General features: G+C 61.6%; 18 protein-coding genes. 11 read left to right on the forward strand and 7 right to left on the reverse strand.

Annotation, left to right across the window (positions count from 1 at the left end; genetic code table 11):
• Positions 1-57: 57 nt before the first annotated feature.
• On the reverse strand, positions 58-984 hold the full coding sequence (locus BPHY_RS33305; protein WP_012405873.1) for a LysR family transcriptional regulator: 927 nt from the start codon (positions 982-984) through the stop codon (positions 58-60).
• An 88-nt stretch (positions 985-1,072) separates the two neighbouring features.
• Between BPHY_RS33305 and BPHY_RS33310 the strand changes: the two genes are divergently transcribed.
• Together BPHY_RS33310 and BPHY_RS33315 are read left to right on the forward strand one after the other, a co-directional pair.
• A complete protein-coding gene (locus BPHY_RS33310; RefSeq protein ID WP_012405874.1) occupies positions 1,073-1,909 on the forward strand; it encodes a hypothetical protein in 837 nt (278 codons plus the stop codon).
• Between the two features lie 44 nt (positions 1,910-1,953).
• The gene (locus tag BPHY_RS33315; RefSeq protein WP_012405875.1) at positions 1,954-2,457 is read left to right on the forward strand and encodes a hypothetical protein; all 504 of its coding nucleotides are present in this window, start codon (positions 1,954-1,956) and stop codon (positions 2,455-2,457) included.
• 5 nt (positions 2,458-2,462) lie between these two features.
• On the opposite strand, the gene cysS is transcribed toward BPHY_RS33315, so the two are convergent.
• Together cysS and BPHY_RS33325 are read right to left on the reverse strand one after the other, a co-directional pair.
• Positions 2,463-3,860 (reverse strand): cysteine--tRNA ligase, encoded by a 1,398-nt coding sequence (gene cysS / locus BPHY_RS33320; protein ID WP_012405876.1) that lies wholly within the window; start codon positions 3,858-3,860, stop codon positions 2,463-2,465.
• A gap of 256 nt (positions 3,861-4,116) precedes the next feature.
• Positions 4,117-6,297: a TonB-dependent siderophore receptor gene (locus BPHY_RS33325; protein WP_012405877.1), complete on the reverse strand. Its 2,181-nt coding sequence runs from the start codon at positions 6,295-6,297 to the stop codon at positions 4,117-4,119.
• 892 nt (positions 6,298-7,189) lie between these two features.
• On the opposite strand from BPHY_RS33325, the gene BPHY_RS33330 reads away from it, so the two are divergent.
• Positions 7,190-7,717 (forward strand): NUDIX domain-containing protein, encoded by a 528-nt coding sequence (locus BPHY_RS33330; protein ID WP_012405879.1) that lies wholly within the window; start codon positions 7,190-7,192, stop codon positions 7,715-7,717.
• 34 nt (positions 7,718-7,751) lie between these two features.
• On the opposite strand, the gene BPHY_RS33335 is transcribed toward BPHY_RS33330, so the two are convergent.
• Together BPHY_RS33335 and BPHY_RS33340 are read right to left on the reverse strand one after the other, a co-directional pair.
• Positions 7,752-9,302 carry a M81 family metallopeptidase gene (locus BPHY_RS33335; protein WP_012405880.1) on the reverse strand — a complete coding sequence of 517 codons (1,551 nt, stop codon included), beginning with the start codon at positions 9,300-9,302 and terminating at the stop codon, positions 7,752-7,754.
• Positions 9,303-9,368: 66 nt separating this feature from the next.
• Complete coding sequence (locus tag BPHY_RS33340) at positions 9,369-10,697, reverse strand: MFS transporter (protein ID WP_012405881.1); 1,329 nt, start codon at positions 10,695-10,697, stop codon at positions 9,369-9,371.
• A 142-nt stretch (positions 10,698-10,839) separates the two neighbouring features.
• Here BPHY_RS33340 and BPHY_RS33345 point away from each other — a divergent pair, with 142 nt between their 5' ends.
• Both BPHY_RS33345 and BPHY_RS33350 read left to right on the forward strand, forming a co-directional pair.
• Positions 10,840-11,772: a LysR family transcriptional regulator gene (locus BPHY_RS33345; RefSeq protein ID WP_012405882.1), complete on the forward strand. Its 933-nt coding sequence runs from the start codon at positions 10,840-10,842 to the stop codon at positions 11,770-11,772.
• Positions 11,773-11,923: 151 nt separating this feature from the next.
• Complete coding sequence (locus tag BPHY_RS33350; protein ID WP_012405883.1) at positions 11,924-13,651, forward strand: methyl-accepting chemotaxis protein; 1,728 nt, start codon at positions 11,924-11,926, stop codon at positions 13,649-13,651.
• A 72-nt stretch (positions 13,652-13,723) separates the two neighbouring features.
• Here the strand turns inward: BPHY_RS33350 and BPHY_RS33355 are convergent, their stop codons facing one another.
• The gene (locus BPHY_RS33355) at positions 13,724-14,908 is read right to left on the reverse strand and encodes a glycosyltransferase family 4 protein (protein ID WP_244257804.1); all 1,185 of its coding nucleotides are present in this window, start codon (positions 14,906-14,908) and stop codon (positions 13,724-13,726) included.
• A 389-nt stretch (positions 14,909-15,297) separates the two neighbouring features.
• On the opposite strand from BPHY_RS33355, the gene BPHY_RS33360 reads away from it, so the two are divergent.
• From BPHY_RS33360 to BPHY_RS33375, 4 genes are all read left to right on the forward strand, one after another.
• Positions 15,298-17,724, forward strand: coding sequence for an RICIN domain-containing protein (locus BPHY_RS33360; protein ID WP_012405885.1), 2,427 nt, complete (start codon positions 15,298-15,300; stop codon positions 17,722-17,724).
• A 257-nt stretch (positions 17,725-17,981) separates the two neighbouring features.
• On the forward strand, positions 17,982-19,109 hold the full coding sequence (locus tag BPHY_RS33365) for a glycosyltransferase (RefSeq protein WP_012405886.1): 1,128 nt from the start codon (positions 17,982-17,984) through the stop codon (positions 19,107-19,109).
• Between the two features lie 458 nt (positions 19,110-19,567).
• Positions 19,568-20,557, forward strand: a complete 990-nt coding sequence (locus BPHY_RS33370) for a helix-turn-helix domain-containing protein (protein ID WP_012405887.1) — start codon at positions 19,568-19,570, stop codon at positions 20,555-20,557.
• A gap of 116 nt (positions 20,558-20,673) precedes the next feature.
• Entirely contained in the window at positions 20,674-21,252 is a 579-nt protein-coding gene (locus BPHY_RS33375; RefSeq protein ID WP_012405888.1) for a DUF4337 domain-containing protein, read from the forward strand.
• 21 nt (positions 21,253-21,273) lie between these two features.
• On the opposite strand, the gene prpR is transcribed toward BPHY_RS33375, so the two are convergent.
• A complete protein-coding gene (gene prpR, locus BPHY_RS33380; protein ID WP_041766248.1) occupies positions 21,274-23,214 on the reverse strand; it encodes a propionate catabolism operon regulatory protein PrpR in 1,941 nt (646 codons plus the stop codon).
• A 198-nt stretch (positions 23,215-23,412) separates the two neighbouring features.
• On the opposite strand from prpR, the gene prpB reads away from it, so the two are divergent.
• Both prpB and prpC read left to right on the forward strand, forming a co-directional pair.
• Positions 23,413-24,306, forward strand: a complete 894-nt coding sequence (gene prpB, locus BPHY_RS33385) for a methylisocitrate lyase (RefSeq protein ID WP_012405890.1) — start codon at positions 23,413-23,415, stop codon at positions 24,304-24,306.
• Positions 24,307-24,326: 20 nt separating this feature from the next.
• On the forward strand, positions 24,327-25,496 hold the full coding sequence (gene prpC, locus BPHY_RS33390; protein WP_012405891.1) for a bifunctional 2-methylcitrate synthase/citrate synthase: 1,170 nt from the start codon (positions 24,327-24,329) through the stop codon (positions 25,494-25,496).
• The last annotated feature ends 15 nt before the right edge of the window (positions 25,497-25,511 follow it).

Genomic DNA, 25,511 nt, shown 5'->3' on the forward strand with positions numbered 1-25,511 from the left:
GCCGTATGCTGTCGTTGAATTGCATATAGCGGGCGTTCCCCCGCGCGCGTTTCCGCCTCATTCTGTGCCTTTGGCCGCAGAACGGCTCTTCACATGATCGATGAACGCGCGCAGCTTAGGCATGATCTGCCGACGGTCCGGGTAGTAAAGAAATACGCCCGGTACGACAGGTGCGAAGGGCTCCAGCACCTGTAACAGCTTTTTCGCTCTCAATGCTTCCCTGGCGATCGGCCCCGGCAACTGGGCGAGGCCCACGCCTTCGACTGCCGCGCCGAGCATGGTGGGAAAGTCGTTGGCAATGAACGGTCCGGACACGGCGATCTCGATTGCCTCACCGTTTTCGTTGAATGACCACGGTGCGAGCGCGCCGCCGGAGCGGCGCCAGCGCAAGCATGCGTGCTGGCGCAGATCGTCAGGATGTTGCGGCCTGCCGCGTGTGGCGAAGTAGTCGGGACTGCCGACGACAACGAGGTGCAGCGGGGGCGTCAATGCGACGGCGACCATGTCGGCGGCCACGAACTGGCCCAAACGGATGCCGGCGTCGAAGCCTTCCGCAGCGATATCAATCAGCTTTTCCGTCGCATCGATTTCTACCTCGACCTCGGGGTACGCCTGGCAGAAAGAGGCGATCAATGGCTCCAGCAGAACAGGCACCACCGCACGCGGCACTGACAGACGCAACAGCCCTGCGGGCCGCTGCCCAAGTCCGCGCGCAACCTCACTGGCGGCCACGAGCTCCTCGAACGCAGGTTTTGCACGCGAAAGAAATCGCTCACCGGCTTCCGTCAGGCCCACGCTTCGCGTCGTACGTATGAAGAGCGCAGCGCCGATACGCGCTTCAAGCACACGTATCGCCTGACTGATGGCCGATGCTGTCACGCCGAGTTCCGCGGCTGCACGGCGGAAACTGCGATGTTGAGCCACGGTCAAGAACGCTTCCACGCCATCGAGCGCGCCTTGCCTGACTGTGAAGTTTTGCTTCATAGCTCGTCAATATTGTGATCAATAGTCGCTGCATCTGAAGGATGGTACATCTAACGGCATCTGCAGATACCAGTGTGGAGCGCCGCCGATGGTCAGCACTTTTATTACAGCCGATTCCGTCACCCAGCGTCGTGCGTGGCGCAGCCTGCGTTGGACCGTCCCGCTGACAGTCCTGTGGGTCGGGTTGATCTATTGGCTGCCGGTCATACCGAGCAGCGGCGTTCCGACGACGGCTCATCAGCTGATGGCCCACGGTTTGATCGCAGTCGGCTCGTGGCTGGGTCTCGAACGCGCCGATCTGACTCCAGGCCAACGCCGGGCGACCTGGCTGGCGATCATGATCGCCGACACCCTCTGGTTCGCGCTCGCCTGGAGTTGTGCGATCAATGGCGTGTTTCGGACAGGCGGCTCAACGTCGGCTGTGCCGTTACTGCCGTTGGCGATCTTCCTGCCGATCATCGTCGGCACACCGCTAGTGCTTTTGTCGAAGCGGGTGAAACAGGTGCTGGACGCGACGCCGGCGACGTGGCTCATCGCTCTTCAGCTTTACCGGGTATTCGGCAGTTGGGCCCTCGCCGCGTGGCTGCGCGGCGCGCTGCCAGGCGTATTTGCGTTGCCGGCCGGAATGGGCGACGTGCTGACAGGCCTGTTCGCCGTGCCCGCGGCATTGGCCGTGGCGAGCGGCGCGGAGCAAGGTCGAAAGGTGGCGATCGTGTGGAATGTCGTCGGCCTCGCCGACTTCGTCATCGCGATTGCGTTGGGAATCGTTACGTCGCCCGGCCGCTTCCAGTTGATCGTGCCAAGCGTGGCAAGCATCGGCGCCGGGGCTTATCCGGATGTGCTCACGCCTGCCTTCGTGGTGCCAGCTTCGGTCTTGCTGCACGCGCTTTCGCTGCGTCAGTTGATCGGACGACGCGCCAGTTGATCTCACTCCTTTTCGCACGCACGACTAACACGACGGGAGACAGCATGTCACCGGAACGACTCTTCCAGTTGCAGCTTGTTCTTGGCTATATCACGTGGCTGCTTTGCTTCGTCGAATACATCTGGCCGAGGCTCAGGTCAATCGATCCAATCGGCGCGCACCGCGCAATCGCCACCTTGCACAGCTTCCGCTTCTTCGGCCTGGTCTTCATCCTGCCCGGCGTGGTCGGCGCCCATCTTTCCTCGAGCTTCGCCGTGTTTGCCGCATACGGCGACCTGCTGACGGGCGTGCTGGCGATACTGGCGCTATTCACGGTACGCGTACGGCCACTCTTCTGGTCGTTCGTCGTGGCATTCAATGTGACAGGCACCGCCGACCTCGTCCTCGACTACTATCACGCAATCCAGGCCGATCTTCCTTTGCATGCAGGTGACCTGGGCGCCATGTACGCGATTCCCGTCGTCTACGTGCCCTTGCTGATGATCACCCACATGGCCGCCTTCTATCTGCTGCTGCGCGCTCTACCCAGGCGCGTGCCGAGCTATTGATCCCTTCATTCCGCGCCATTTCTGGAAAACGGAAGCACACGTTGACCATCGCGCCCGTCTTCAACCTGCCACCCTCGCAGCTGTAATGTCGTTCTGAGTGCATCGGACTTTGCCCAGTCCCCTTCGAGCCGTACCCGTGCGCGTTCGTCGAGCAAGGCCTGAATGTCCTCGGGAATCTCTGTCGCGAGCGGTGTCCAATCGCGCAAGCCGAGTCCGAGCACGGCATCGAAGCTGTCGACGCTCGCGCGCCTCGTCGCATCCGGCAAGTCGCTCTTTACCAGATCCCAGAGCACCGCAAGCGCGTTAGGCATGTTGAGATCCTCGTTCACTTCGGCATCGAACCGCGCGACAAATCGCGCATCGGCGAGCGCGTTTTTTTGGCGCCAGCGGGCATACGCGTGGCGTAGCCGGTTCAACGCTGCCTGCGCGGCGTAGAGCGATTCCCAGGTGAAATGCAAGTTGCTGCGGTAGTGCGCGGTGAGGCACAGATAGCGGTATGCAATCGGATCGATGTGTCTGTCACGCAGCGTTTGCAAGCGTATGAAATCTCCATTCGACTTCGACATCTTCGCGGCGCTGAGAGTCAGGAAGCGCCCATGCAGCCAGAAATTCGCGAGGCGCGTACCGTAGGCCGCTTCCGTCTGCGCAATTTCATTGCTGTGATGCACGGCGATGTGGTCTTCGCCGCCGCAGTGGATATCGAACGACGTGCCGAGGTACTTCGCGGACATCGCCGAGCACTCGATATGCCAACCTGGAAAACCCCGCCCCCACGGGCTGTCCCATTCCATCTGCCGTTTGACGTCGACGGGACTGAACTTCCACAACGCGAAGTCCGTGATGTTCTTCTTCGCGCCGAGCGCCACGCGCTTGCCCGCCTGCAAACCGGCACGGTCCAGGCGCGCGAGATAGCCGTAACTGTGCTGCTTGCCGGTATCGAAGTAGAGGCCGTCGTCCGTCCGGTATACGTAGCCCCCACGTTCGAGTTCTACGATAAAAGCAATCTGCTCGGCAATATGATCCGTCGCGCGGCACCAGATTGAAGGCTCCAGCAGATTGAGCGCGCGCCAGTCCGAAACGAAAGCGTCCGTATAACGGCTCGCGATTGTCCATGCCGACTCGCCCGTCCGTCGACTGCCCTTTTCCATCTTGTCTTCGCCCTCGTCGGCATCGGAGACCAGATGACCGACATCGGTGATGTTCACGACGTGACGCAATTGGTAGCCATTGCGCACCAGCGCGCGACGCAGGACGTCTTCGAAAACATAGGTTCTAAGGTTGCCGATGTGCGCGTGATCGTAGACCGTTGGGCCGCAGCAATACATTCCGGCACGGCCCGCTTCGATCGATACAAACGGGCGCAGCGCGCGCGACCAGGTGTCATACAGCATCAGCGGCGGCATGGAAGGCTCCGTTCTGCATGAGTGGAACAAACAACAAAAAGGCCGCCGGTCTTTCAACGGGCGGCCAGAAGGCAATTGATTCGACGCGTAGCAGATGCTAGACGCAGCTTCCCTCCGGCATGTCATGACAACATGCGCGTACGAGCGAGACGCGGGACACGAGGGATGGATTGTGACGTGACATGTACACGATGCTAGCGTTTGTTTTGATCGGAGGTCAACACCTGTTTCGTTCTTCGTGCGATGCGGGCCGCGCTCAGAACTGCATCGTTGCGCTAGCCACTGCCGTGCGCGTAGCCGACGGGCTGACGTAGTATCCCCATGCCGTCGTCCAGTAGCGCCGATTAAAGACGTTGTTGATGCCCGCGCGGAACGTCACTTCCTTGCCCGCAATGCGCGTGTCGTACTTGCCGCTCAGATCGAACACCGTGTAGGCCGGCACGAACTGCGTGTTGGCGGCATCGACGGCCATATCGCTGACGTAGCGGCCACCGAATGCGAGCGTCAGGCGGCGCATGTACGACGGGTTGTACTCGACGCGGCCAGTCAGCGTCCAGCGCGGCGCGCCATAGACCCGCTTGCCTTCGATGCTCGGGTCGTCGATGTCGACTGCCTTGGTATCGAGCCACATGACGCCGCCCATCATGCGCCAGTCGCTCGCCAGTTGCAGCCAGCCACTCGCATCGACGCCCGTGTAACGCTTGGTGCCGTCCTGCGTGAAGACGTTAGCCGAGTTCGTGTAGTAGTAGCCCTGATCGACGCGAAACAACGCGATATTTGCGCCCCACTTGCTTCGATCTGTCTTGAAGCCGATTTCATACTGCTTGCTGCGCAGCGGGCCGAACGTAGCCGGATAGTTGACGTTCGTGTTCGCAGCCGAGCCGCCTTGCTCCAGCGATTGCACGTAGCTGATGTACAGCGTCGAATACGGGTCCGTCTTGTACATCAGCGCCACGGTCGGCGTTACCGGCGACGCAGCGTAGTTCGCCGTGGTCGCGCCCGTGGGATCGTACGTGAACTGATGGAACTGTGTATAACGCAAGCCGAGCAGCGCGGAGATGCGCGACGTGAATTGCACGGTGTCGCTTGCGTACACAGCGGCTTGCGTCGTGCGCGATTGCCTGTAGAGATTCTCGCCGATGTGCACATCGGCGTTCGTCAGATACGTGCTGCTGTAGATGTTGCCAATGCCGAGCGGATAACCGACGTTCCAGCCTTCGCTGTTGTCGTACTCGGTGACCTGCGACTGGAACCCTGCACCCAGCACGACATCGTGTTTGATGCTGCCCGTGTTGAACTTGCCTTCCACCATCGCATCGACGTTCTGGTAGAAGTATCGCGTCATCGCCGCGTACAGCGTGTTCGAGTAGTTGCCCGCGTTGTCGTAGACGTACAGCAGGCTGTCCGAGTTCGTACGGTTTTCCTTCGCAAAGCGGTATTTCACGCTGGCGTGCCAGTTGTCGGACAGACGGTAATCGAGTCCCGTACCGAACGACGCCATTTCCACCTGGTAATAGTTCTGCGGCTGCGACAGGTCATGCGTGACGCGACTCGCGTCCGGAATGCCACCCGCGTCCGGGCCGAACATCAGGCCGAATATCGTGCCTTCCTGCTTGCGCTTCGTATAGAACGCATCGACCGACCAGGTCAGGTCCGGCGTAATGCGAAAGTCGAGTGCAGCCGATGCGGCCTGGCGGTGCAGGTGGCCATTCGCCTCGGCCGTGTTGCCGTCTTCGTTGACGAGGTTGAAGCGATAGCCGAACCGGTCGTCCTTGCCGAACCGGCCGCCGACATCCAGCTTCTCGCTGAAGACGCCTGCCGACTGGTATCCGACCGAGACGCTGCGGTAAGGCGTGTCCGTCGGCCGCTTCAACACGTAGTTCACGATGCCGCCAGGCGAGCCGAAACCGTACATGAAACCGGACAGCCCTTTCAGCAGTTCGACCTGCTCGAACGGTTCGAGTGCGAGATCGGTGTCCCACGACGGAAAGCTCTGTCCGTCGACCTTGATGCTGTTCAATGTGTCGATCGGCAAGCCGCGAACGTTGAACATCGAATTCTCGCTGATCGCGTTCGTGCTTGTGATAGAGACGGCAGGATCGTACTGGAACAGGTCATTTGCCGTATTGGCAAAGAGGTCCTTGGCTTCCTCGCTGGTCACGACGTGCGTCGAGAACGGCGTGTCGACCTGCTTGCGCGTGCCGAGTGCACCGCCGTTGATTTTGCCGGCTTGCACCGCGTTGGCATCCGCCGTCGCTTTCACGCTGACGGTCGGCAGCGTGGCGCTATCGGTCACGGCGTCCTGCGCAAGGACGCCCGACGAGGCAGTCGACAGCACCAGCCCGACGCTTGCGAGCAGTGCAGCGCCGAGAATCGATGGGTTACAACGGAAACGAGGAATAACGCGCATGGCGTGGTTTGACTGTGACATCTTCATTCGTTGTTATGACAGGCGGCTGCACAACACCTGGTTCGGTCGTTGATGGAATTTTCGACTAAATGATAATGACAACGATTCGCAATTGCAATATCGTGTCGAGGAACGTCGCGTGTGAGCGACAGCGGGTAAGCGAAGCGTGACGGGCCTGCCCGCCGCTTTGCGACGCGCTGCAACGCGCTGTCAAAGGCCGATAACGCACGCGCAACGTCGATTTTCCCCAATGTCAAACGCGAATCATTCGCGTTAACGACCAAGGTGTGGCACGATGGAATCGCCGGATAAAGCGGAGGACGGGTTGCACAGACGCTCCCAGGACAATTCGACCGCATAGTCGGACTGGTCGACGTAGACATCAGGAGCGAAACCATGAACGTATCGATCAGTGATACGAAGACGCGCGTTAGTGCAGGAAGTTGCGTCCGTCATGCGATGGGATTCGCGATCGTGGGCGGGGGCGCGCTTATCGGCGTCGCTCGATGTGTGGCCCGGATATCGACCATTGCGTGAAGTGCGATTTGCAACGGTACTGCCGATCTGACGTTTTCGAAGGCACGGGCACGCAAGCACGCTGCTCAAACGCGACTTCGGCGGAAAAGAAAGTGCGACGAAACGCAAGCCGCGCCGAACAACATGAATCGCAATCGTCATCCTGCCGGCCGGGCACGACGCATGACGCATCGTCATGCGTCACCAGTTGAACGGCCCCGAACATCGCGGTGGGTGCGAGCGGATTGCAGCCCCTTTCTGGCCGATGCCGGAAGTCAGCGCGAGCAGCGCTGCTGCCGCTACACTACGGTTGCAAGCGGCCGTATGACCGACACCGCACGAACCGGGCCGCACGTCTGCGGTTGACGGAAAATTCTCTAACCAGTGAACGAAAGGAGACCGCATGCCGAGTGCTGAGCGATCCAGAGCGGCCCTGTTTGTCGACTTCGTCTGGCACGTCGCGCTTCGGCTCGGGTTTCAGCTCGCTCGCGTCTGGTGGCACATTCGACGGCCGCACCATGAGGGCGCGCTAGTGACGATCTACGTCGGGCGGGCATTGCTGCTGGTCAAGACATCGTATCGGGTGGAGTGGGGTTTGCCTGGCGGCAGCATCCATCCCGGTGAAACGCCTGAAGAAGCGGCGCAGCGCGAAATAAACGAGGAGATTGGTCTCTCGCCGCATGCAATGGTCCCCGCGGGCGAGGTCACCGGCATGTGTGACGGGCGACGAGACCGGGTGCACTTCTTTGAGCTGCACCTCGATAGCTTGCCCGACCTGCGGCTCGATAACCGTGAGATCGTCGCCGCGCGTCTGGTGTCGCCGGAAGAATTGCAGAGCATCCCGCTGACAGCGCCCGTCGCTGTGTTCCTTCGCGGAGATCGCGGTGGACTGCATAAAGAGCCGGTGGAGAGGGGACAGTCGTCGGGCTGAGATGAAAGTATAGGGCTGACGGAAATGCGTGCGTTCAACGGATGAGATCGCTCTCGGCAACTGAGTCTGCGCTTTCCGCCGAAGCCGCCGCACGCAGTTCGCCAAACGTCGGGCCCATAGGCCGCACGCGCATATCCGTCGCTAGCCGCTGCCACGGTAAATCGGAGGGATCGGCGGCCATCGGGCCGGGTGCTTTCGCCACGAGGATCGCGTGCGCAACCGGCTGGAAGTCCGCGCGAAAATGCACCGAACTCTTGACCACGAGTATCCTCATCGCCTCGGGCTGGATGCCGGCGACGCGGAAGAAGTTGCGCTCGAAAATCTGCATCTTGATGGTGCTGACGACGATCCGCACGCCGCCGATACGCAGACATGCAACCGGCCCGAGATCGCCCCGCATGCCGTGCATCATCGGGCCGTCAAAGCGAAAGCGTCCGTCCGACAGATGCTCGACTTCGAACACCCCGTGCAGCGGCTCGTCGCCCGGTACGCCCGAACGCCCTGCCAGCGCCAGTTCGATATGCGCACCGACACCCGCACGATGCGCCGCCCCCGCCGCGTCGGCGTCCCATATCACACCGACGGCGGCACGCTCGACATGATGTTTCAACAGCGCGCGCACCATGCCCGTCGTGTTCGAATCGCCGCCCACGCCCGGGTTGTCCTGCGTATCGGCCACGATGACGGGCTTGTCTGCGTGCAGCGCAAGACGCGAGGCTTCGGACACGGCTTCGTCGGGCAGCAGAAACCGCACTTCCCATTTCGATTCGTCGGCGAGCATGCGCTCGTATAGCGTATCGATTGCGCGTGCGAGTACGTCTTCGTCGTAGCCGTAGGCCCACAGCACGGGCCCGCACTCGGGAAAGTCGGCGGCGGGAAATCCCGGCGCAAACGACAGCGACGCAACGGGTCCGCCTTCGAGTTCGGCCAGCATGCCGTACATCCCGCGTGCCGGCTCGACGAGCGTGCACATCGCATTCACCGGAATCAGAAACGGAATGCGCCGCGCCACGCGTTTCAGCGGCCGCCCGTCACGCATCAACGTATCGAGCAGCGCTGCCGCGCGCTCGCCTGTTTCGGCCATATCGACATGCGGATAGGTCCGGTATGCAACGATTGCGTCCGCGAGTTTCAGCATTCGGTCTGTCACGTTCGCGTGCAGATCGAGCGACACGACGAGCGGCACCGCAGCGCCGACGATGGCACGCACGCGCTCCAGCAACTCGCCTTCGCCGTCGTCGATATGTTCGGCGACCATCGCACCGTGCAGGTCGAGATAGATCGCGTCGAAGCCGCCCCCGCGCACGGCATCGACGATCTCGCCCGCGATGCGTTCGTATGCGTCTTCTGTCACATGTGCGGACGCGCTCGCGCCGGCCCAGATCACGGGAATCAGTTTGTGGCCGGCTCTTTGCGCGGCGTCGATGAAGCCGCCGATCGGCACGTTCACGTCGCGCAACGCGAGCATGTCGGCGCCGCGCGACAAAGGCGGAAAGCCCTCGCCCTGAACGAAGCTACGGTACGACGCCTTGGTCGGCGCAAAGGTGTTGGTCTCGTGTTGAAAACCGGCAATCAGGATCTTCATGGTGCGTTGTGTCCTCGTACTCGTTGCGCTTGAGTCGATTGAGATTCGAACGCGATTCGGATGACGTCAGTTCGATTCGGGGCTCAGCGCCAGCTCGGCCGCGTCGCGAGCGGGCCTGCGGCTCTGGCGGCTGGCGAGAATCAGCAGGCCCGCGATCACCGGCATGCACGCCATCACGATCAGCGCGAGATGCGAATTGCCCGTCGCGGTACGCGCCCAGCCGATCGCAGCCGGACCCCAGAAACCGCCCGACAGCCCGATCGTGTTGATGAGCGCGATCCCGCCCGCCGCGGCCGGGCCTTTGATGTATTCGCCCGGCATTGCCCAGAACACCGTGTACGCCATCCACATCGCCGCCGTGGCGGCCGTCAGCAATGCGAGCGTCGCGAACAGATTGCCTTGCGTGAAGATCGACGCGACCAGCAGCAGCGCGCCCGTCAGCGCGGGTACCGCGCAATGCAGACGCCGCTCGCCCGTGCGGTCCGAACTGCGCCCCGCGACATACATCGCAATCCCCGCCGCGACGTACGGAATCGCCGCATACCAGCCAAGACGCAGCGTGTCGCTGACGCCTTGTTCCTTGATCAGCGTCGGCAGCCAGAAGCTGATCGCATAGATCGGAAAGATGATTGAAAAGTACGCAAGCGCGAGCACGTAGATGCGCCGATCGAGCGCCACGGCCTTGAACGAATGGTTGTGTGCGTGCGCCGCGCCCGTTTCGCTTTCGAGCAGTCGCTTTTCGTCGGCGTTCAGCCAGCGCGCGTCGGCGGGACGGTTCGACAGCACGAACAGCGTGAGCACACCAAGCGCGATACACGGCAAGCCTTCGATCAGAAACATCCATTGCCATCCGGCGAGACCGTAGACACCAGAGAACGCGGAAATCAGCCATGCCGACAACGGTCCGCCGACGATGCCGCCCAACGGCCCGGCCAGAAACACGATTGCAATCGCGCGGGCCATGCGCGTCGGTCCATACCAGCACGACAGGTAATAGATCATTCCCGGCGCGAAGCCCGCTTCGAAGATGCCGAGCAGAAAGCGCATGCCGTAGAACATCGGCACGTTATGCACGAACAGCATGGACGCCGACGTCAGCCCCCAGAGCACCAGAATGCGGCTGAACGTCTTGCGCGCACCAATCTTCGGCAGCAACAGATTGCTGGGCAATTCAAACAGCACGTAGCCGAGAAAGAAAATGCCCGCGCCGACGCCGTACGCCGCATCGGAGAAGCCAAGGTCGCTTTGCATCTGCAGCTTCGCGAAACCTACGTTCACGCGGTCCAGATACGCAAACATGTAGCACGCGAGAAGAAACGGAAGCAGCCGCCAGTTGAGCCGGTTGTAAAGGGTCCGAACGGGATCGCTTTCCCTCAAGGTCTGTATTGCTGTCATGTACGTCTCCAGTGTCGGGTTTTGTACCCGTGCTTGCGTTACGCCATGTTGTCGGGGTAAAAAACCGCGAGCAAGAGCAACTAAGTTCACGCTTCGTTGCCTGGAAGGCAACGCTTCGCCCATCGTCCTGGAGACGCTCGTCATGCGGGAAATCAACCAGCAAAGGCTGCGCTACTTTCATGAAGTCCTGACGCACGGCACCATTCGCGGCGCGGCGGACAGTCTGAACACGTCGCCTTCCGTGATTACGCGGCAGATCAGGCTGCTCGAAGAGGAACTCGACGCGACGCTGTTCGAACGCGAGGCGCGCGGCGTCAAGCCGACCGAGGCCGCCGCGCATCTGCTCGAATTCTGGCGCGGCTACCGCTCGCAACAGGAAAAACTCGAAGATCAGCTGCATTTGCTGAAGGGGCTTCAGCAGGGCCGGGTGCAGTTGGCCGTCAGCGAAGGTTATGTCGATCCGCTGGTGGAAGAGGTGATCGCGCCATTCTGCGCGAAGTATCCGAAGCTGGAGGTCGGACTCGACATACTCGCTGTCGACGATCTGCTGAATCAGGTCGCGGAAAGCCGCGCGCACATCGGGCTTGCGTACAATCCGCCGCCGCATCCGCGCATCGAGTATCGGGCCAGTTCGGCACAGCCCGTCGTGCTGCTGGTGAGGCGCGGTCATCCGCTAGCGCAGCGCGGCGGCCCGGCGCACGTGAAGGATCTGCTCGAATGGCCGCTCGCATTGATGCCCGCCACGTTCGGCATCGGCCACGCCGCAAAGATGCTGGAGTTCGCGGAGAACATCGAAATCCGCGCGATGCTCACGAGCAATTCGCTGACTGCCCTCAAGCGCTTCGTCGCGCATGGCGACGGCGTGACGCTGATCGGCGAGTTCGCCGCATATCGAGAACTCGAAGCGGAAGAACTCGCCATTGTGCCTATCGCTCACCCGTTGTTTCAGGGTGCAAAAGCGCGCCTGCTGGTGAAGTCGGGACGGCCGCTCGCCGCTGCCGCGAACGAACTGCTCGAATGGATCTTGCGCGGGATGTCGATGTTTGCGCGCGATCGGGAACCCAAAGACAGTTGAGGTCATGCGGCAAAGTCTTGACCGCATCCGCCCCCGTAACATCTCGGCAGTATGGCCGTTGGCTATCCGTCATCTTTGAAACTTTATTGGAGAACGCGTGCAGCCCTGCCGATAAGAGACTTGTCAGTCAACATGTACCAATGGCAAAGCAATGGCGTTTCTCAATACATTCAAAATCGGTCCGCGTCTGGGCGCGGGATTTGCAACCGTTCTGATTCTTCTCTGCGCGACTGGGGGTATCGGCTTACTGCAGGCGTCGCGTATCTATGACGGCACCAACGAGATCGCAAGCAACTGGCTTCCAAGCGTCGAAGCGCTGGGCGCGCTGCGCAGCCGCGTCGACGACGTGCGGCGCCTGTCGCTGCGCGAACTGCTCGCCGCGGACGCGAACCAGTTGAGCGCCACTCGCGCGCAGCACACTTCAGCCGTCAACGCGGTCGCGTCTTCGCTGGAGGTGTATTCGAAGCTGGTTTCATCGCCGGAAGAACAGCGGCTTTTCGATAGCGTCAAATCGTCGTGGTCCAGCTATCTGGAAGTCGACGGAAAGGTCACGAAGCTGATCGACGCGGGCAGCGGCAGCGCCGCGGAAGCACGTCAGCTGACGGCAACGGAAGGGGCCACGCGCTTCATCGCGACGCTCGACCTGATCGACCGCGACATCAAGCTGAATCACGACGGGTCCGCCGCGGAAGTGGCGAAGGCAGGCGAGGCGTTCCGCAGCGCGCGCATGTGGACCCTGCTGCTCGCGGCGCTCGCGCTGGCATTGGGCGCCTGGATCGCCGTGGTTATCACGCGCTCGATCACGGGACCGCTACGCCGCTCCGTCGAGATAGCCGAAACCGTCGCACGCGGCGATCTGACCGCCGTCATTCAGGTCGACGGCAAGGACGAGTTGAGCCAGTTGCTCGACGCGCTGCGCAACATGAACGAACGTCTGCTGGACACCGTGGCCCGCGTGCGCTCGAGCAGCGAAAGCATCGCGACGGGCTCCTCGGAAATCGCAGCGGGCAACACCGATCTGAGCCAGCGCACGGAAGAACAGGCAGCATCGCTCGAAGAAACGGCCGCAAGCATGGAAGAGCTGACGTCGACCGTCAAGCAGAACGCCGAGAACGCCAACCAGGGCAACGCGCTCGCTGCGCGCGCTTCCGATACGGCGGCGCGTGGCGGCGACGTCGTGAGCCGCGTGGTGGATACGATGCGCGACATCTCGAACAGCTCGCAGCAGGTCGCGCAGATCATCTCGGTGATCGAAGGGATCGCGTTTCAGACCAACATCCTCGCGCTGAACGCGGCCGTCGAAGCCGCACGCGCCGGCGAGCAGGGCCGCGGCTTCGCGGTCGTCGCAGGCGAGGTGCGCACGCTTGCGCAACGCAGCGCGTCGGCGGCGAAGGAAATCAAGGACCTGATCGACGAATCGGTGAACCGCGTGAATAGCGGCACCGCGCTCGTCGACGAAGCCGGCCGCACGATGGGCGAGATCGTGCAATCGGTGCGTCAGGTGTCCGACCTGATGGGCGAAATCAGCGCCGCGTCGGGCGAACAGCATCGCGGCATCGAACAGGTCAACGTCGCAATCTCGCAGATGGATGAAGTGACGCAGCAGAACGCGGCGCTCGTCGAAGAAGCATCGGCGGCGGCGCAGTCGATGGCATCGCAAGCTTCCACGCTGCGCGAACTGGTGTCGACGTTCCGCTTGCCCGCAACGCGGGAAGCGAGAACGACGCTCGGGCCTTCGGCCTCGAAGCACGTTGCACGCGCCGCAGTCTCCCTGCCGACGAAGCCGCGCAGCGTAACACCCGCAAGGCCGCAGGTCATCGCTGCGCCCAAGGCAGAACCGGCGATGAGCCGCGCCGAAGCCGACTGGGAAACGTTCTGAAGATCGGCGCATCCCGGCTACACCGCGTGATGCGCCACTCGAATTTCACTTGTTCCAGCATACCGACATACGCTATTCATGTTCTGCTCGCGAAACCAGCTCATCGGGATCGAGCACGCAGTCGGCAAGCTCCATCAGATTGCTCGCGAACATGGAGGGCTTCCATTGTTCGACCGTCAGCCGCGCGCGTGCGGATAGGCGTTCGCGCAGCGCGTCGTCCAACGCGAGCGTGCGCATGCGCGCCGCGAGCATCTCCGTGTTACCGGGTTCGATCACATACCCGTTGACGCCGTTCACCACGAGTTCGCGCGCGACGCCGCATGTGTGCGTGACGATGGCCGTGCGCGATGCCGCGAACGCCTCGTTGACGCAAAGGCCCCATTGATCGAACTCGCTGGCCAGCACGACGAAATCGGACAGTCCGTAGATCGCGGGCATCTCGCCATTCGGCAACGCATCGAGAAATCGCACGCTGCCGTCGAGTTCGCGCTGCGAAACGAGGCTTCTCAGCGCCGGCTCGTCGCCGCCTTGCCCGATCAGGACCAGTTCGATTGCCTGGTCGGCAAGGCCGGAACGGGCAAACGCATTGATCACGACATCGACGTTCTTGCGCGCGACGAAGCGGCTCACGCACAGCACATAACGGCGCGGCAGGCCGCGCCGATCGCGCACTTCATCGGCAGTCGAATGTGCGGCCGCCGCGCGACGGGAAAACTGGTCGACATCGATCACATCGAAGCCCACCCGCGAACGCCAGCGCGGAATGCCGAGAAACTCCGCATAGTCGCGATGCCGCTCACCGGCGACGAGCGCGGCATCGAACCGTCGCACCAGATGCCTCTTCAGCCATTCCTTGATGTCGCTGCGCGGGCCATCGTCGGCTTTGGAGTCCGACATATAGATCAACGCGAAAGACCGCGTGAACCGTCTGAGGAAACAGAGCCACAACGAATACGGCGTGTCGTAGCCCAACGTGACAACCACATCGGGCTCGACTCGCCGGACGATCGCAGCGAGTCGCGCAAACACACGCAACCAGCGGCCGCCTGCATCGCTGATATCGTTCTCCAATGTGGTGACCCGCTCGTGACGCTGCTCGAAAAACGATGCGCGCCGCGTCTGCGGAAACGAATAAAAACCCGATCGGCCGAATACTTCGACGAGACAGACCTCGTCGCCGCGCCTCGCCGCAAGTTGCATCAATGCTTCGTAACGCGGCACATGGTAGTCACCCAGGTGACCGATAACGAACAGCATCCGCATGACGTCCTCAGAACACCGCTATTGGCAGAACCGCATGACGCGCTAGCACGTCGGGATGCCATTATTGATATCGACGATCTTTCCGATCGTTCCAGACCACTGGCGGACGCTGCACCAGCCGGCCATTTACTCTATTACGTGCGGCACATTACGTTCGTATGTATTGCAACTCGTGACTGCAATTTGTCGATTAAAAACTGTTGTTCGGAACGCAGCCTTTCCTGATGCGCGTGCACTACTCTCTTTTAAAAATCGACTCACAAAGATAGACTGGGCTGCATCGCTCGTGTCTGTACAAAATACTCGCGCTTCTTTCAAACCGTAAGAAGAACAATGCCTCTGGCTTCTGCGCGCAAACAGAGCGAGGCTACTTCATCCCTCACATGACGGCTCTCGGGAACAATACCAAGAAAAACAGGGGCGGTTGCACACATGTGAGCACGTCGTCACTTGTCAGGCTGTCGCGCGCCGTCCTTCTTCTCTGTCTTGGCTTCGTTTGCTCCGCGACTGCGCGTGGGTCGACTGCGGACTGCAGTGCCGGCACGCTCGTCACAGTCGTCGCACATCTCGACGACGATCTGTTGTTCGTCGAGCCAGCAATCAGCGAACGGCTGCGCGCGGGATGGTGCGTTACGACGGTACATCTGATCGGCGGCGCCAACGGCGCGAACTTCGCTTACGTGCAAAAGCGCGAGGAAGGCTCGCGTCTCGCCTACGCGCGCGCCGCTGGCGTGCCGAACGCGTGGGATGAATCGACGCTGAAAATTGCGGGGCAACCCGTGTATCAACTCACGTTGAAAGCGCAACCCCGTGTGCGCCTGCTCGAACTCCGACTGCCTGGCGGCGCAGTTCGCGGCGGCCGCGTGCCGCTCGCATTGCTATGGGATCAGGGCGCAACGCTCACGACTTATCCAATGGGACGTGGAGAACTTCCGGCAGCACGCTATACGCGCGACTCGCTCTCCGCCGTATTGAGGGAGATCCTGCAAGACGCAACAAGCATCGCGACACTTAACCCGGACACCGTGCCGTTTATCGAGCATCCCGATCACATCTACGCCGCCCGCATCACGCGCCACCTCGCGCAAACCCTCGATCGTTCCCTACCGATCGGCTACTACACCACCTACCCGACGGGGAACTGGCCAACGACGCTGTTCGGCGATACGGCACAACGCAAACGCGACCTGGCAGCGAGCTATTTTTCCGTCGACGGCGGTGACGTCGCGCACGTATTCGGTGAATATCAATGGGACGGCAACTGGGTATTGCGCAATTACGTGCGCAACGACACCAACCGTCACAAGGTTCAGGACTTCGTCGCGCTCCCTTCCGTTCTGTTCAATGCAGGGTCGAATCAATGTCTGACGTCGACGGGCGCCGGACGTGCACCTGCGCTCTCCCCTTGCGACGATTCGGTCGGACAGCAGTGGATATGGGAGCCGCGTGCCAGCTATGCCGGCAACCAGCACAACGCGGCACTCGTCTCCGCTTCGACGGGACTGTGCGTGGGCGAACACGACGGCGCGCTTGCAGAAGAACCGTGTGAGGAATGGAAAGCGGCACAACGTTGGACACCTTGGGATTTTGGTCTGATATTTACACCGTCACGACGATGCCTTGGAGAAGAACACAACCGGCTTCACATCAGAGGCTGTGCTTCATTGACGACACGCTACAGATGGTCCGCAGCGCGTCCGACCCGGGCCACCGACCTTCGTCTCGCTGGCGCGATGTACGGTGACGTAGCCGGACAAGGCTCGCCGTCGGCTGTTTATGTTCAACGCCGGCCCGACGGTCCCGGCTTCGATATCTATGTTCAAACCTCAATTCTGCAGTTGTCTGAAACGCCAGATAACTGGTACTCCAATGCCGTGCGCTTCGACAGCCATGCCACAGAACCGACATGCAACGCCGACACATTGTGCTTCGACAGTGCACGCTTTCTCGTCGGTGACTTCGACGGAGACGGCCGGGCAGACTTGATGGTCGCCACGCCGAGACATGGCGGTACCGCGTTCTGGCTATTGAAAAGCAACGGCAGCCGCTTTCTCGAACCCACACTCTGGTTTCAGAGCGACGACAACATTTCCGCTGACCACGCGCAGCAGTACGTCTCGTTTGCGACAGCCGAATCCCCGAGCGAGAAGATCCTGATCGCAGTCCTGAGATCAGATAACGCGGTAGAGCTTTGGACAGTCGGCGCCGATCGCGACGGACATATTCAGCAGACTAAAGTGCCCGGCGCCCATCGTTTCACATCCGATGTGCAGATCCTCTCCCTGAGAAGCGACCGCCAAAGATTCACGCCGTTTGTTGCCGTTGAATCCGCAGACAAAAGCCGCCGCATGACGGTGACGCAGTTCGGTTTCGACAGTGGCCATTGGAGCATTGGCGAGACGGCTCTTCTTCCGCCCCTGTTCAAGCGCGACACTACACGCATCACGAACGACGCCGGCGCAGAGATGTCGGTTGTCATTGCGGTGCCGCATCTGGCGGGACCGGGCGGCGTCGATGTCTGGAAATGGAGTGTCGCTCGTCCTGCGAGCGAGCCCGTTTTTATGAAGTATCTGCGTGAAATCCGGTGGCAAGACGCTGCGCCAACCGTGGTTCGCGATGCGAAAGGCACGGCACTGTTTTTCTACGAGCGAGCGGACGCGATCTTGACCAACACGCTTTTCACCTCAGGTAACGCCACCCTCGTTAGATATCCGTTCAACGGCAACGACATACAAGGTATGCCAACGGGATCTTTCGCGCTCCCCGCCGTTTATTCGGAATCGCTGTGGCTCGAACGCCTCTTTCAATAGGTGATGTGGTCCTCTTCAAGTGAGAATCGAATTCAATTTGCATGGAAAGAGAGAAAAAAGGCTATCGCAATCAATGCACGTGTCGAGTAACGACTAGTGCTTGACCGAATCGCATCAGATGGATTGGATATGGTATATCCACTTATGTAGATTGCGACAAACGACGATCGACCCACGCAACCGTACGCGACAAAAAAAAGTTCCACGGTTCGGCGAGCCGGTGCTCCAGATACACGCCCCATTCTGAATGGTGATACGTGCGGATACTACAGGTTGTCTATGCGCCAAGGCTGTCGGGTGCGGAGATTCTGGCAAAGGGTCTCGCCATCCAGCACAGGGAGGGCGGTCACGAGGTCTGCATCACCTCGATGCAGCCACAGTTGGCCGATTTCGATCACAGCCGCAGCGAACTCTCGGCGGCAAACGTGCTGTGCGACTTTCCCGATTCGCCTCTGGGAAGGGTGGGACGGCTCAGGCATCTTTGGCGCTGCGTACGACGCTTCCGCCCCGATATCATCATCGCGCACGCTACGCTCGCCGCGCTCTATGTACGTCTTCTGCCAAGCGTTGCGCCCGTCGTCTATGTAATGCACTCGGGCTCCAACGATTTCGCCAACCCCAAGCTGAAATGGGCGGAGCGCGTGCTGTCGCGTCGCGCAAAGGTGGTGGTCGGCGTATCGCCACAAAACACCCGCGACTATCTGCGGGAAGTCGGCCCCCACCCATACGTGACTGTGATTCCCAATGGCGTAGACCTGCCGCGTTTCGAGAACGCGGCGTCTGCACCCGTCACCGGCGATCGCCGTGACTCACGGCAAATCGTCCAACTGGGGCGCTATGTCGTCGACAAGGGACAACTCGAGACTATTCAGGCGTTCGAAATCGTATTGCAGCATGAGCCCGATGCGCGTCTCGTGTTTTATGGCGTGATCGAAGATCAGGCCTATCACGATAAGGCCATGAGCCTCGTGCACCGTTTGAATCTGGCCGGGCGAGTCACGCTGTGCGGACCCGAATCGAACGTCGCCGCCATTCTGCAGGCATCGCAGGTGTTCGCGATGCCCTCGCACAGGGAGGCGCACAGTATCGGCTTCCTGGAAGCGTTGGCTTCGGGTATTCCCGTGGTGGCGAGCCAGATCGCAGCTTTCGAATTCGCCCGCGATTTCGCTGGCGTATCGCTGGTCGATACGAATAACACGCCGGCGTATGCGCAAGCGTTGCTCGATGCGCTGCATTCGCCTCGCGCGCATCGGGCACTCGACGGCTACACGTTGCGCGACACCGCCGAGCGCTACCTGAATATTGCAAAGACCGTCTTCGAAAGAAACGGCATTGCCGCCAACGCGTCGATAGCCGACTGGAAGCGCAATGAATCTTCGATGTGAGGACGGAACAACATCTGTCCGTCACTCGTTTTCTATCACGCACCCGCCACCGCCGACGAGCACAGCACCCGCCAACAGACTCGACAGGACCCTGCCACTCACGCCAAGGACAGTTTCGGCAGCGCACTGCAACTGCTGCTGGTGGAGCAGCGCGATGCGACGTATCACACAAGCTTTTTTATTTCACGCGATGCTCGAGTGGCGTCGGCCATTTGTCAGCGGGTGATCTGCAGATTGCGCTGTACGTCATTTGTCCGATTGCGTGTGGACCGGGAAAGACTGCACTACATTGAAATTGAAATGGCGTCGCTGCGTGCGCTTGCCCACATTCGCCCGCGGATGCAGCGAGGCAGCATGAGAGCCTGACGGGCGAACTGGAGCCGATGCGCGTGACCGAATCACGCGTCGACGCCGGGTCTTCGCAGTACTGATCCAGTTCATTCAGGTTGGGGAAGAACATGATGTCTACTCGTGCGCCTCAAAGACTCGACACGAAGGAAACCGAAGGCACAGACCTCATTCCCCGTCGATTGCGGCAAGTTGCAATCGTGCTGTTCGACGGGTTCGATCTGATGAGCGCCAGCGTGATCGCCAATACACTCGAACTCGCAGGCGAGCTGTCGGCTCGCGGCCCGGTCCAGTGGACGTATCGGATCGCCACATTGTCCGACCACGCCGGATATGTCGCCAGCTCTGCCGCTCTGCGCCTCTGCGCCGAAGCATTCGATGTACACGCGGAGCATGAATTCGATGCGATCTTCGCGATCGTCGGCTCCGACGCGTACGTCGATTCGCGCTCGGCGCCGCTGGTCGCGTGGATCAATCGCGCGCGCTCCAAGGCAAGCGATGTGCGGCTCGTGGGCGCAACGCCGCCGGGACTCGATGACCACGCCTATGGTTCGTTCGACGAGGCTTCGCCCGATCCTCGCAGACGTGCGGCCTACCGTTCTTCCGACTGCAAGACAAAGGCGCAAAGTCTCCACGATGCGCTGACAGCTGCGCTGAAACTGATCCGTCGCGACATGGGCGACGGCATGGCGCGTCGCGTAGCCGAACGGCTGTCGATCTGTTCACGCGACATGCTCAACGCAATCTTCGAGGATGTGGTCGGCAGCACGCCCGCCGAAAAAGTGCGCGCTGCCGCTCACTGGCTGCAGGACAACTGCCGCCGCCAGATCACGATCGAAGACGCCGCGCAGGTCGCCGCGATGAGCGAACGCAGCCTGCTGCGCCATTTCAGAAGCGAACTCGGCATGACGCCCTCCGACTATCTGATGCACGCGCGCTTGCAGGTCGTCTGCAATCTGCTGATCGAAACCGACTTGCCCGTCGACAAGGTCGCCAAGCGCGCCGGCTTGACGAGCGGCGACCATCTGGCGCGCAGCTTCCGGCGGCATATGAAAACATCGCCGAGCGAGTACCGCGCGCAACGCCGGATGCAATGTTGAGCCACGCCGCGCGCACGTGATTCGACAAGATACAACACCGCCTTTTTGCCGGGTTCTTACCCGCCGCGCGCTGCGGTATGCTGGCGGCTTTCCCGTAATAAACCTGACGAATCACGATGTCCGACGAATACGAAGTCCACGGTCCGCATGATCATGCCATCGAGCATGCAGGCGCTCATGGCAGCGACAACAGCGCGTCGCGCCTCGCCGTCATGACGGCGATTCTGGCGAGCGTCGGCGCGATCGCCGCTTATCAGAGCGGCGCTAACGAAAACCTTGCACTCTTCTACAAGAACGAAGCGGCTATCCTCAAAACGGAAGCCGCAAATCAGTGGGCTTATTACCAGGCCAAGGGAGAAAAGCAGAATCTGGCGGAGCTGGGCGCGGCATTGACGGATCCGGCGTCGGCTGCGCATGCGAAGTTCGTCACCGACACGCAACGCTACAAGACCGAGAAAGAACCGATCCGCCAGCAGGCGGAGTCGCTCGAGAAGCAGGTGAAGAAAGACAATGAAGTCAGCGAGTCGTTACAGCATCAGCATCATCGCTGGGCACAAGCGACGACGCTGATCCAGATTTCCATCGCACTCGCCGCCATCACACTGCTGACGAAAAAGCGCTGGCTGCAGAAGCTCACGATCGGGATGGCCGTCGTTGCCGTCGGTCTTTTCGTCACGGCGTTGTTCGGCGTATAAGCACGCCGGTTGGCGCGGCGCTCATTGCGTCGCATTGAGCTTGCGCCACAACGTCGTCTTGCTGATGCCGAGCGCTCGGCACGCGGCATCGCGATCTCCGCCGCACACCGCCAGCATCGCGCGTATCTCGTCGGCTTCGACATGCCGGCTGCGCTCGCGCAACGTCAACGTGCCCTTCTTTTGCGGCTTCGACGATGCGAATAGTTCCGGTGCGACGACATCGAGCATCTCGCGCGTGAACGTGTCGTCTTCCGTATCGGCGAGCTCGACGGCAATCCGTTCGATCACGTTCTGCAACTCGCGCACATTGCCTGGCCACGCGTAGCCGCGTAACGGCTCTCCGATCTGCGCGAGCACGCGCGTCGCTGCGGGCAGATCGCCGACGCGCGCGGCCAGCCTCGGTTCGCGCGCTGCCGCCTGCAGCAGCAGTTGGGCGGCAAGCGGCAGCACGTCGGTCGTGCGTTCGCGCAACGGCGGCAGCGCAATGCTCAGAATGTTCAGCCGATAGTAGAGGTCCGCGCGAAACGTGCCGTCCCCGATGCCTTCCGTCAACGCACGGTGCGTTGCGGCAACCACGCGGATATCGACACGCGTCGGCTCCGTCGATCCGAGCCGCACCACTTCTCGCTCCTGCAACACGCGCAGCAGCCGGCTCTGCAGCGGCAGCGGCATCTCGCCGATCTCATCGAGAAACAGCGTGCCGCGATGGGCCGCTTCGATCAGTCCCGCCTTGCCGCCTTTGCGCGCACCTGTGAACGCGCCTTCCTCGTAGCCGAACAACTCGCTTTCCAGCAGGGCCTCCGGAAATGCGCCGCAATTGATCGCGACGAATGCAAAGTCGCGCCGCGCGCTCAGCTGATGCATGCTTTGCGCCACCATTTCCTTGCCCGTGCCGCTTTCGCCGAGTATCAAGACGGTTGCATCGGACTTCGCATACCGCCGCACGAGCATGCGCACACGCTCGATCGATGGACACTCGCCGACCAGATCGTCTAGCTGGTAGCGGGCCGTAAGCTGCTGCGCGCGCTGGCGCGAACGCAGCGTGCGATCCAGCCGTTCTACCGCACGCGATTCCTGGAAGGTCAGCACTGTACCCGCCGATGAATCAGCGCCCGCCAGCGGCCCGCGATGCACGAGATAGCTCGTGCCGCGCACGGACACGAGCGTGTCGCCGTCGTTATCGGGCAGCGCGCCGGCGATATCGGGCGCGAGCTGCTCCAACGGCGAACCGGCTGCGCTTGCGGCGTCGATACCGAGCACGCCCGCCAGCCGCCGGTTGATCGCTTCGACGCGCCCTTGGGCGTCCAGCGCGACGACGCCGTCGCGCAAATGCTGCAACAGGTTGTCGAGGCGCTGACGGCGCATGCCTTCGGCACGCGTGGCGTGCGCCACTTCGAGCGCCGTATCGAAGGCGCTGCGCACCGAGGCGCGCGAATACAGGAAGACGGCGCCCATGCCCGCACGCTCGGCGAGATCGGTCACGTGGCCCGGCCCGACGACGGCGTCCACGCCACGCTCGCGCAGTTCGCGCACGCAATCCTCTGCGTCTTCCGTCGAGCGGTATGACGCGAAGATCACGTCGATGCCGTATGCCGACGCAAAACGCTTCACCTCGTCGGGCGTGTCGCCGTGCGTGACGAGCGCGACTGAATTGCCGTCGCGCCGCGCCCGTGCCAGCGCCTGCATCACGTCGAAGCCAGTGGGCGCGATGACCACGACGGGTACGCTGACACGCGTCTTTAGATACGCGCCGTTCGAGCCGCCTGCGACGATCACGTCCGGCAGCTCGGAACCCGCCGCCTCGATTTCCTGCACGGCGTCGTCGAAACCGCGGGCGACGACACGCAAATCGGCGCGGGCGGCGTATTCGCTCGCGATATCGACGAACAGATCGCGCAAGCGGCTGATGCCCATCGCCCAGATGCGCGGGCGCGGGTTGGAAACGGCGGAAGGTGTGCTCATCGCGGCGGTCCGGGTCGGATTCACGGTCATCTATGATTATGCGCGCATAATTTCATAACAGAAACCGCGGATTTCACTTTTGAAATTAAAGCAAATGCCGGGTTGCGCGCTCGCCTCGCAAAATCAGTAACTTAGCGTGGCGCGCAAACCTGGCACGTCACTTGCAGATATAGGCCCGCAAATCCACGGAGCCTCACAGTGAACTCAACCAGACAACCCATCAGCGCCGGCGCGGCATTCCGCCAGGCCGTCGCAGAAGGACAACCGCTGCAGGTCGTCGGCGCAATCACCGCCTACGCCGCGAAAATGGCCGAAGCAGTCGGCTTCAAGGCCGTGTACCTGTCGGGCGGCGGCGTCGCCGCGAACTCGCTCGGCATCCCCGATCTCGGCATCAGCACAATGGACGACGTGCTGATCGACGCCCGACGCATCACCGACGCCACCCACCTGCCGCTGCTCGTCGATATCGACACCGGCTGGGGCGGCGCCTTCAATATTGCGCGCACGGTCCGCTCGTTCATCAAGGCGGGTGTCGCTGCCGTTCACCTCGAAGACCAGGTGGGGCAGAAACGCTGCGGCCATCGTCCGAATAAGGAAGTGGTCGCGACGCAAGAGATGGTGGATCGCGTGAAGGCTGCCGTCGACGCGCGCACCGACGATCAGTTCGTCATCATGGCCCGCACCGACGCCGCCGCCGCCGAAGGACTCGACGCCGCGATCGAGCGCGCCGTCGCCTATGTCGAAGCCGGTGCCGACATGATCTTCCCGGAAGCGATGCGAACACTCGACGACTATCGCAAGTTCAAGGCCGCCGTGAAGGTGCCGATTCTCGCGAACCTGACCGAGTTCGGCACGACGCCATTCTTTACGACGACGGAACTGCGCGACGCGAACGTCGATATCGCGTTGTATTGCTGCGGGGCATATCGCGCGATGAACGCGGCCGCCCTCAACTTCTACGAAACGACGATGCGCGACGGCACTCAAAAGGCCGCGGTGCCGACGATGCAGACGCGCGAAGATCTCTACAAATATCTTGGCTATCACGCGTACGAAGACAAACTCGACGCGCTGTTCGCCGCCAACAAGTAATTGCATCTGGAGGAAGACACATGAGCGAAGCAGACAACGTCACGCAAAGCGCGGGCGCATTCAAGCCGAAAAAATCCGTCGCGCTGTCGGGCGTGACGGCGGGCAACACGGCCCTGTGCACGGTCGGCAAGACGGGCAACGACCTGCATTACCGCGGCTACGACATTCTCGACATCGCAGGTGCCTGCGAGTTCGAGGAAGTCGCGTATCTGCTCGTGCACGGCAAGCTGCCCAATGTCGCCGAACTCGCTGCGTACAAAACGAAGCTGAAAGCGCTGCGCGGCCTGCCCGCGAACGTGAAGGCCGCGCTCGAATGGATTCCCGCTGCCGCACACCCGATGGACGTGATGCGCACGGGCGTGTCCGTGCTCGGCACGGTGCTGCCCGAAAAGGACGACCACAACCTGCCCGGCGCGCGCGATATCGCCGACAAGCTGATGGCCTCGCTCGGCTCGATGCTGCTGTACTGGTATCACTACTCGCACAACGGCAAGCGCATCGAAGTCGAAACCGACGACGATTCGATCGGCGGCCATTTCCTGCATCTGCTGCATGGCGTCGAGCCGCCGAAGTCGTGGGTCGATGCGATGCACGTGTCGCTCAACCTGTACGCCGAGCACGAATTCAACGCGTCGACGTTCACGGGCCGCGTGATCGCGGGCACGGGTTCGGACATGTATTCGGCCATCACGGGCGCAATCGGCGCGCTGCGCGGGCCGAAACACGGCGGCGCCAACGAGGTCGCGTTCGAGATCCAGTCGCGCTACCAGACACCGGATGAAGCCGAAGCGGACATTCGCCGCCGCGTGGACAACAAGGAAGTCGTGATCGGCTTCGGTCACCCGGTGTACACGATCTCCGATCCGCGCAACAAGGTGATCAAGGAAGTCGCGAAGAAACTGTCGAAGGAACAGTCGAACATGAAGCTGTTCGACATCGCGGAACGCCTCGAAACGGTGATGGCCGACGTCAAGAAGATGTTCCCGAACCTGGACTGGTTCAGCGCCGTGTCGTACCACATGATGGGCGTGCCGACGGCCATGTTCACGCCGCTGTTCGTGATCTCGCGCACCTCCGGCTGGGCCGCGCACATCATCGAGCAACGCATCGACAACAAGATCATTCGCCCGAGCGCGAATTACACAGGACCGGACAACCTCGCGTTCGCGCCGCTCGCGAAGCGCGCCTGATCGACGAGCCGTCTT

The sequence above is a fragment of the Paraburkholderia phymatum STM815 genome (assembly GCF_000020045.1).
Taxonomy (GTDB): domain Bacteria; phylum Pseudomonadota; class Gammaproteobacteria; order Burkholderiales; family Burkholderiaceae; genus Paraburkholderia; species Paraburkholderia phymatum.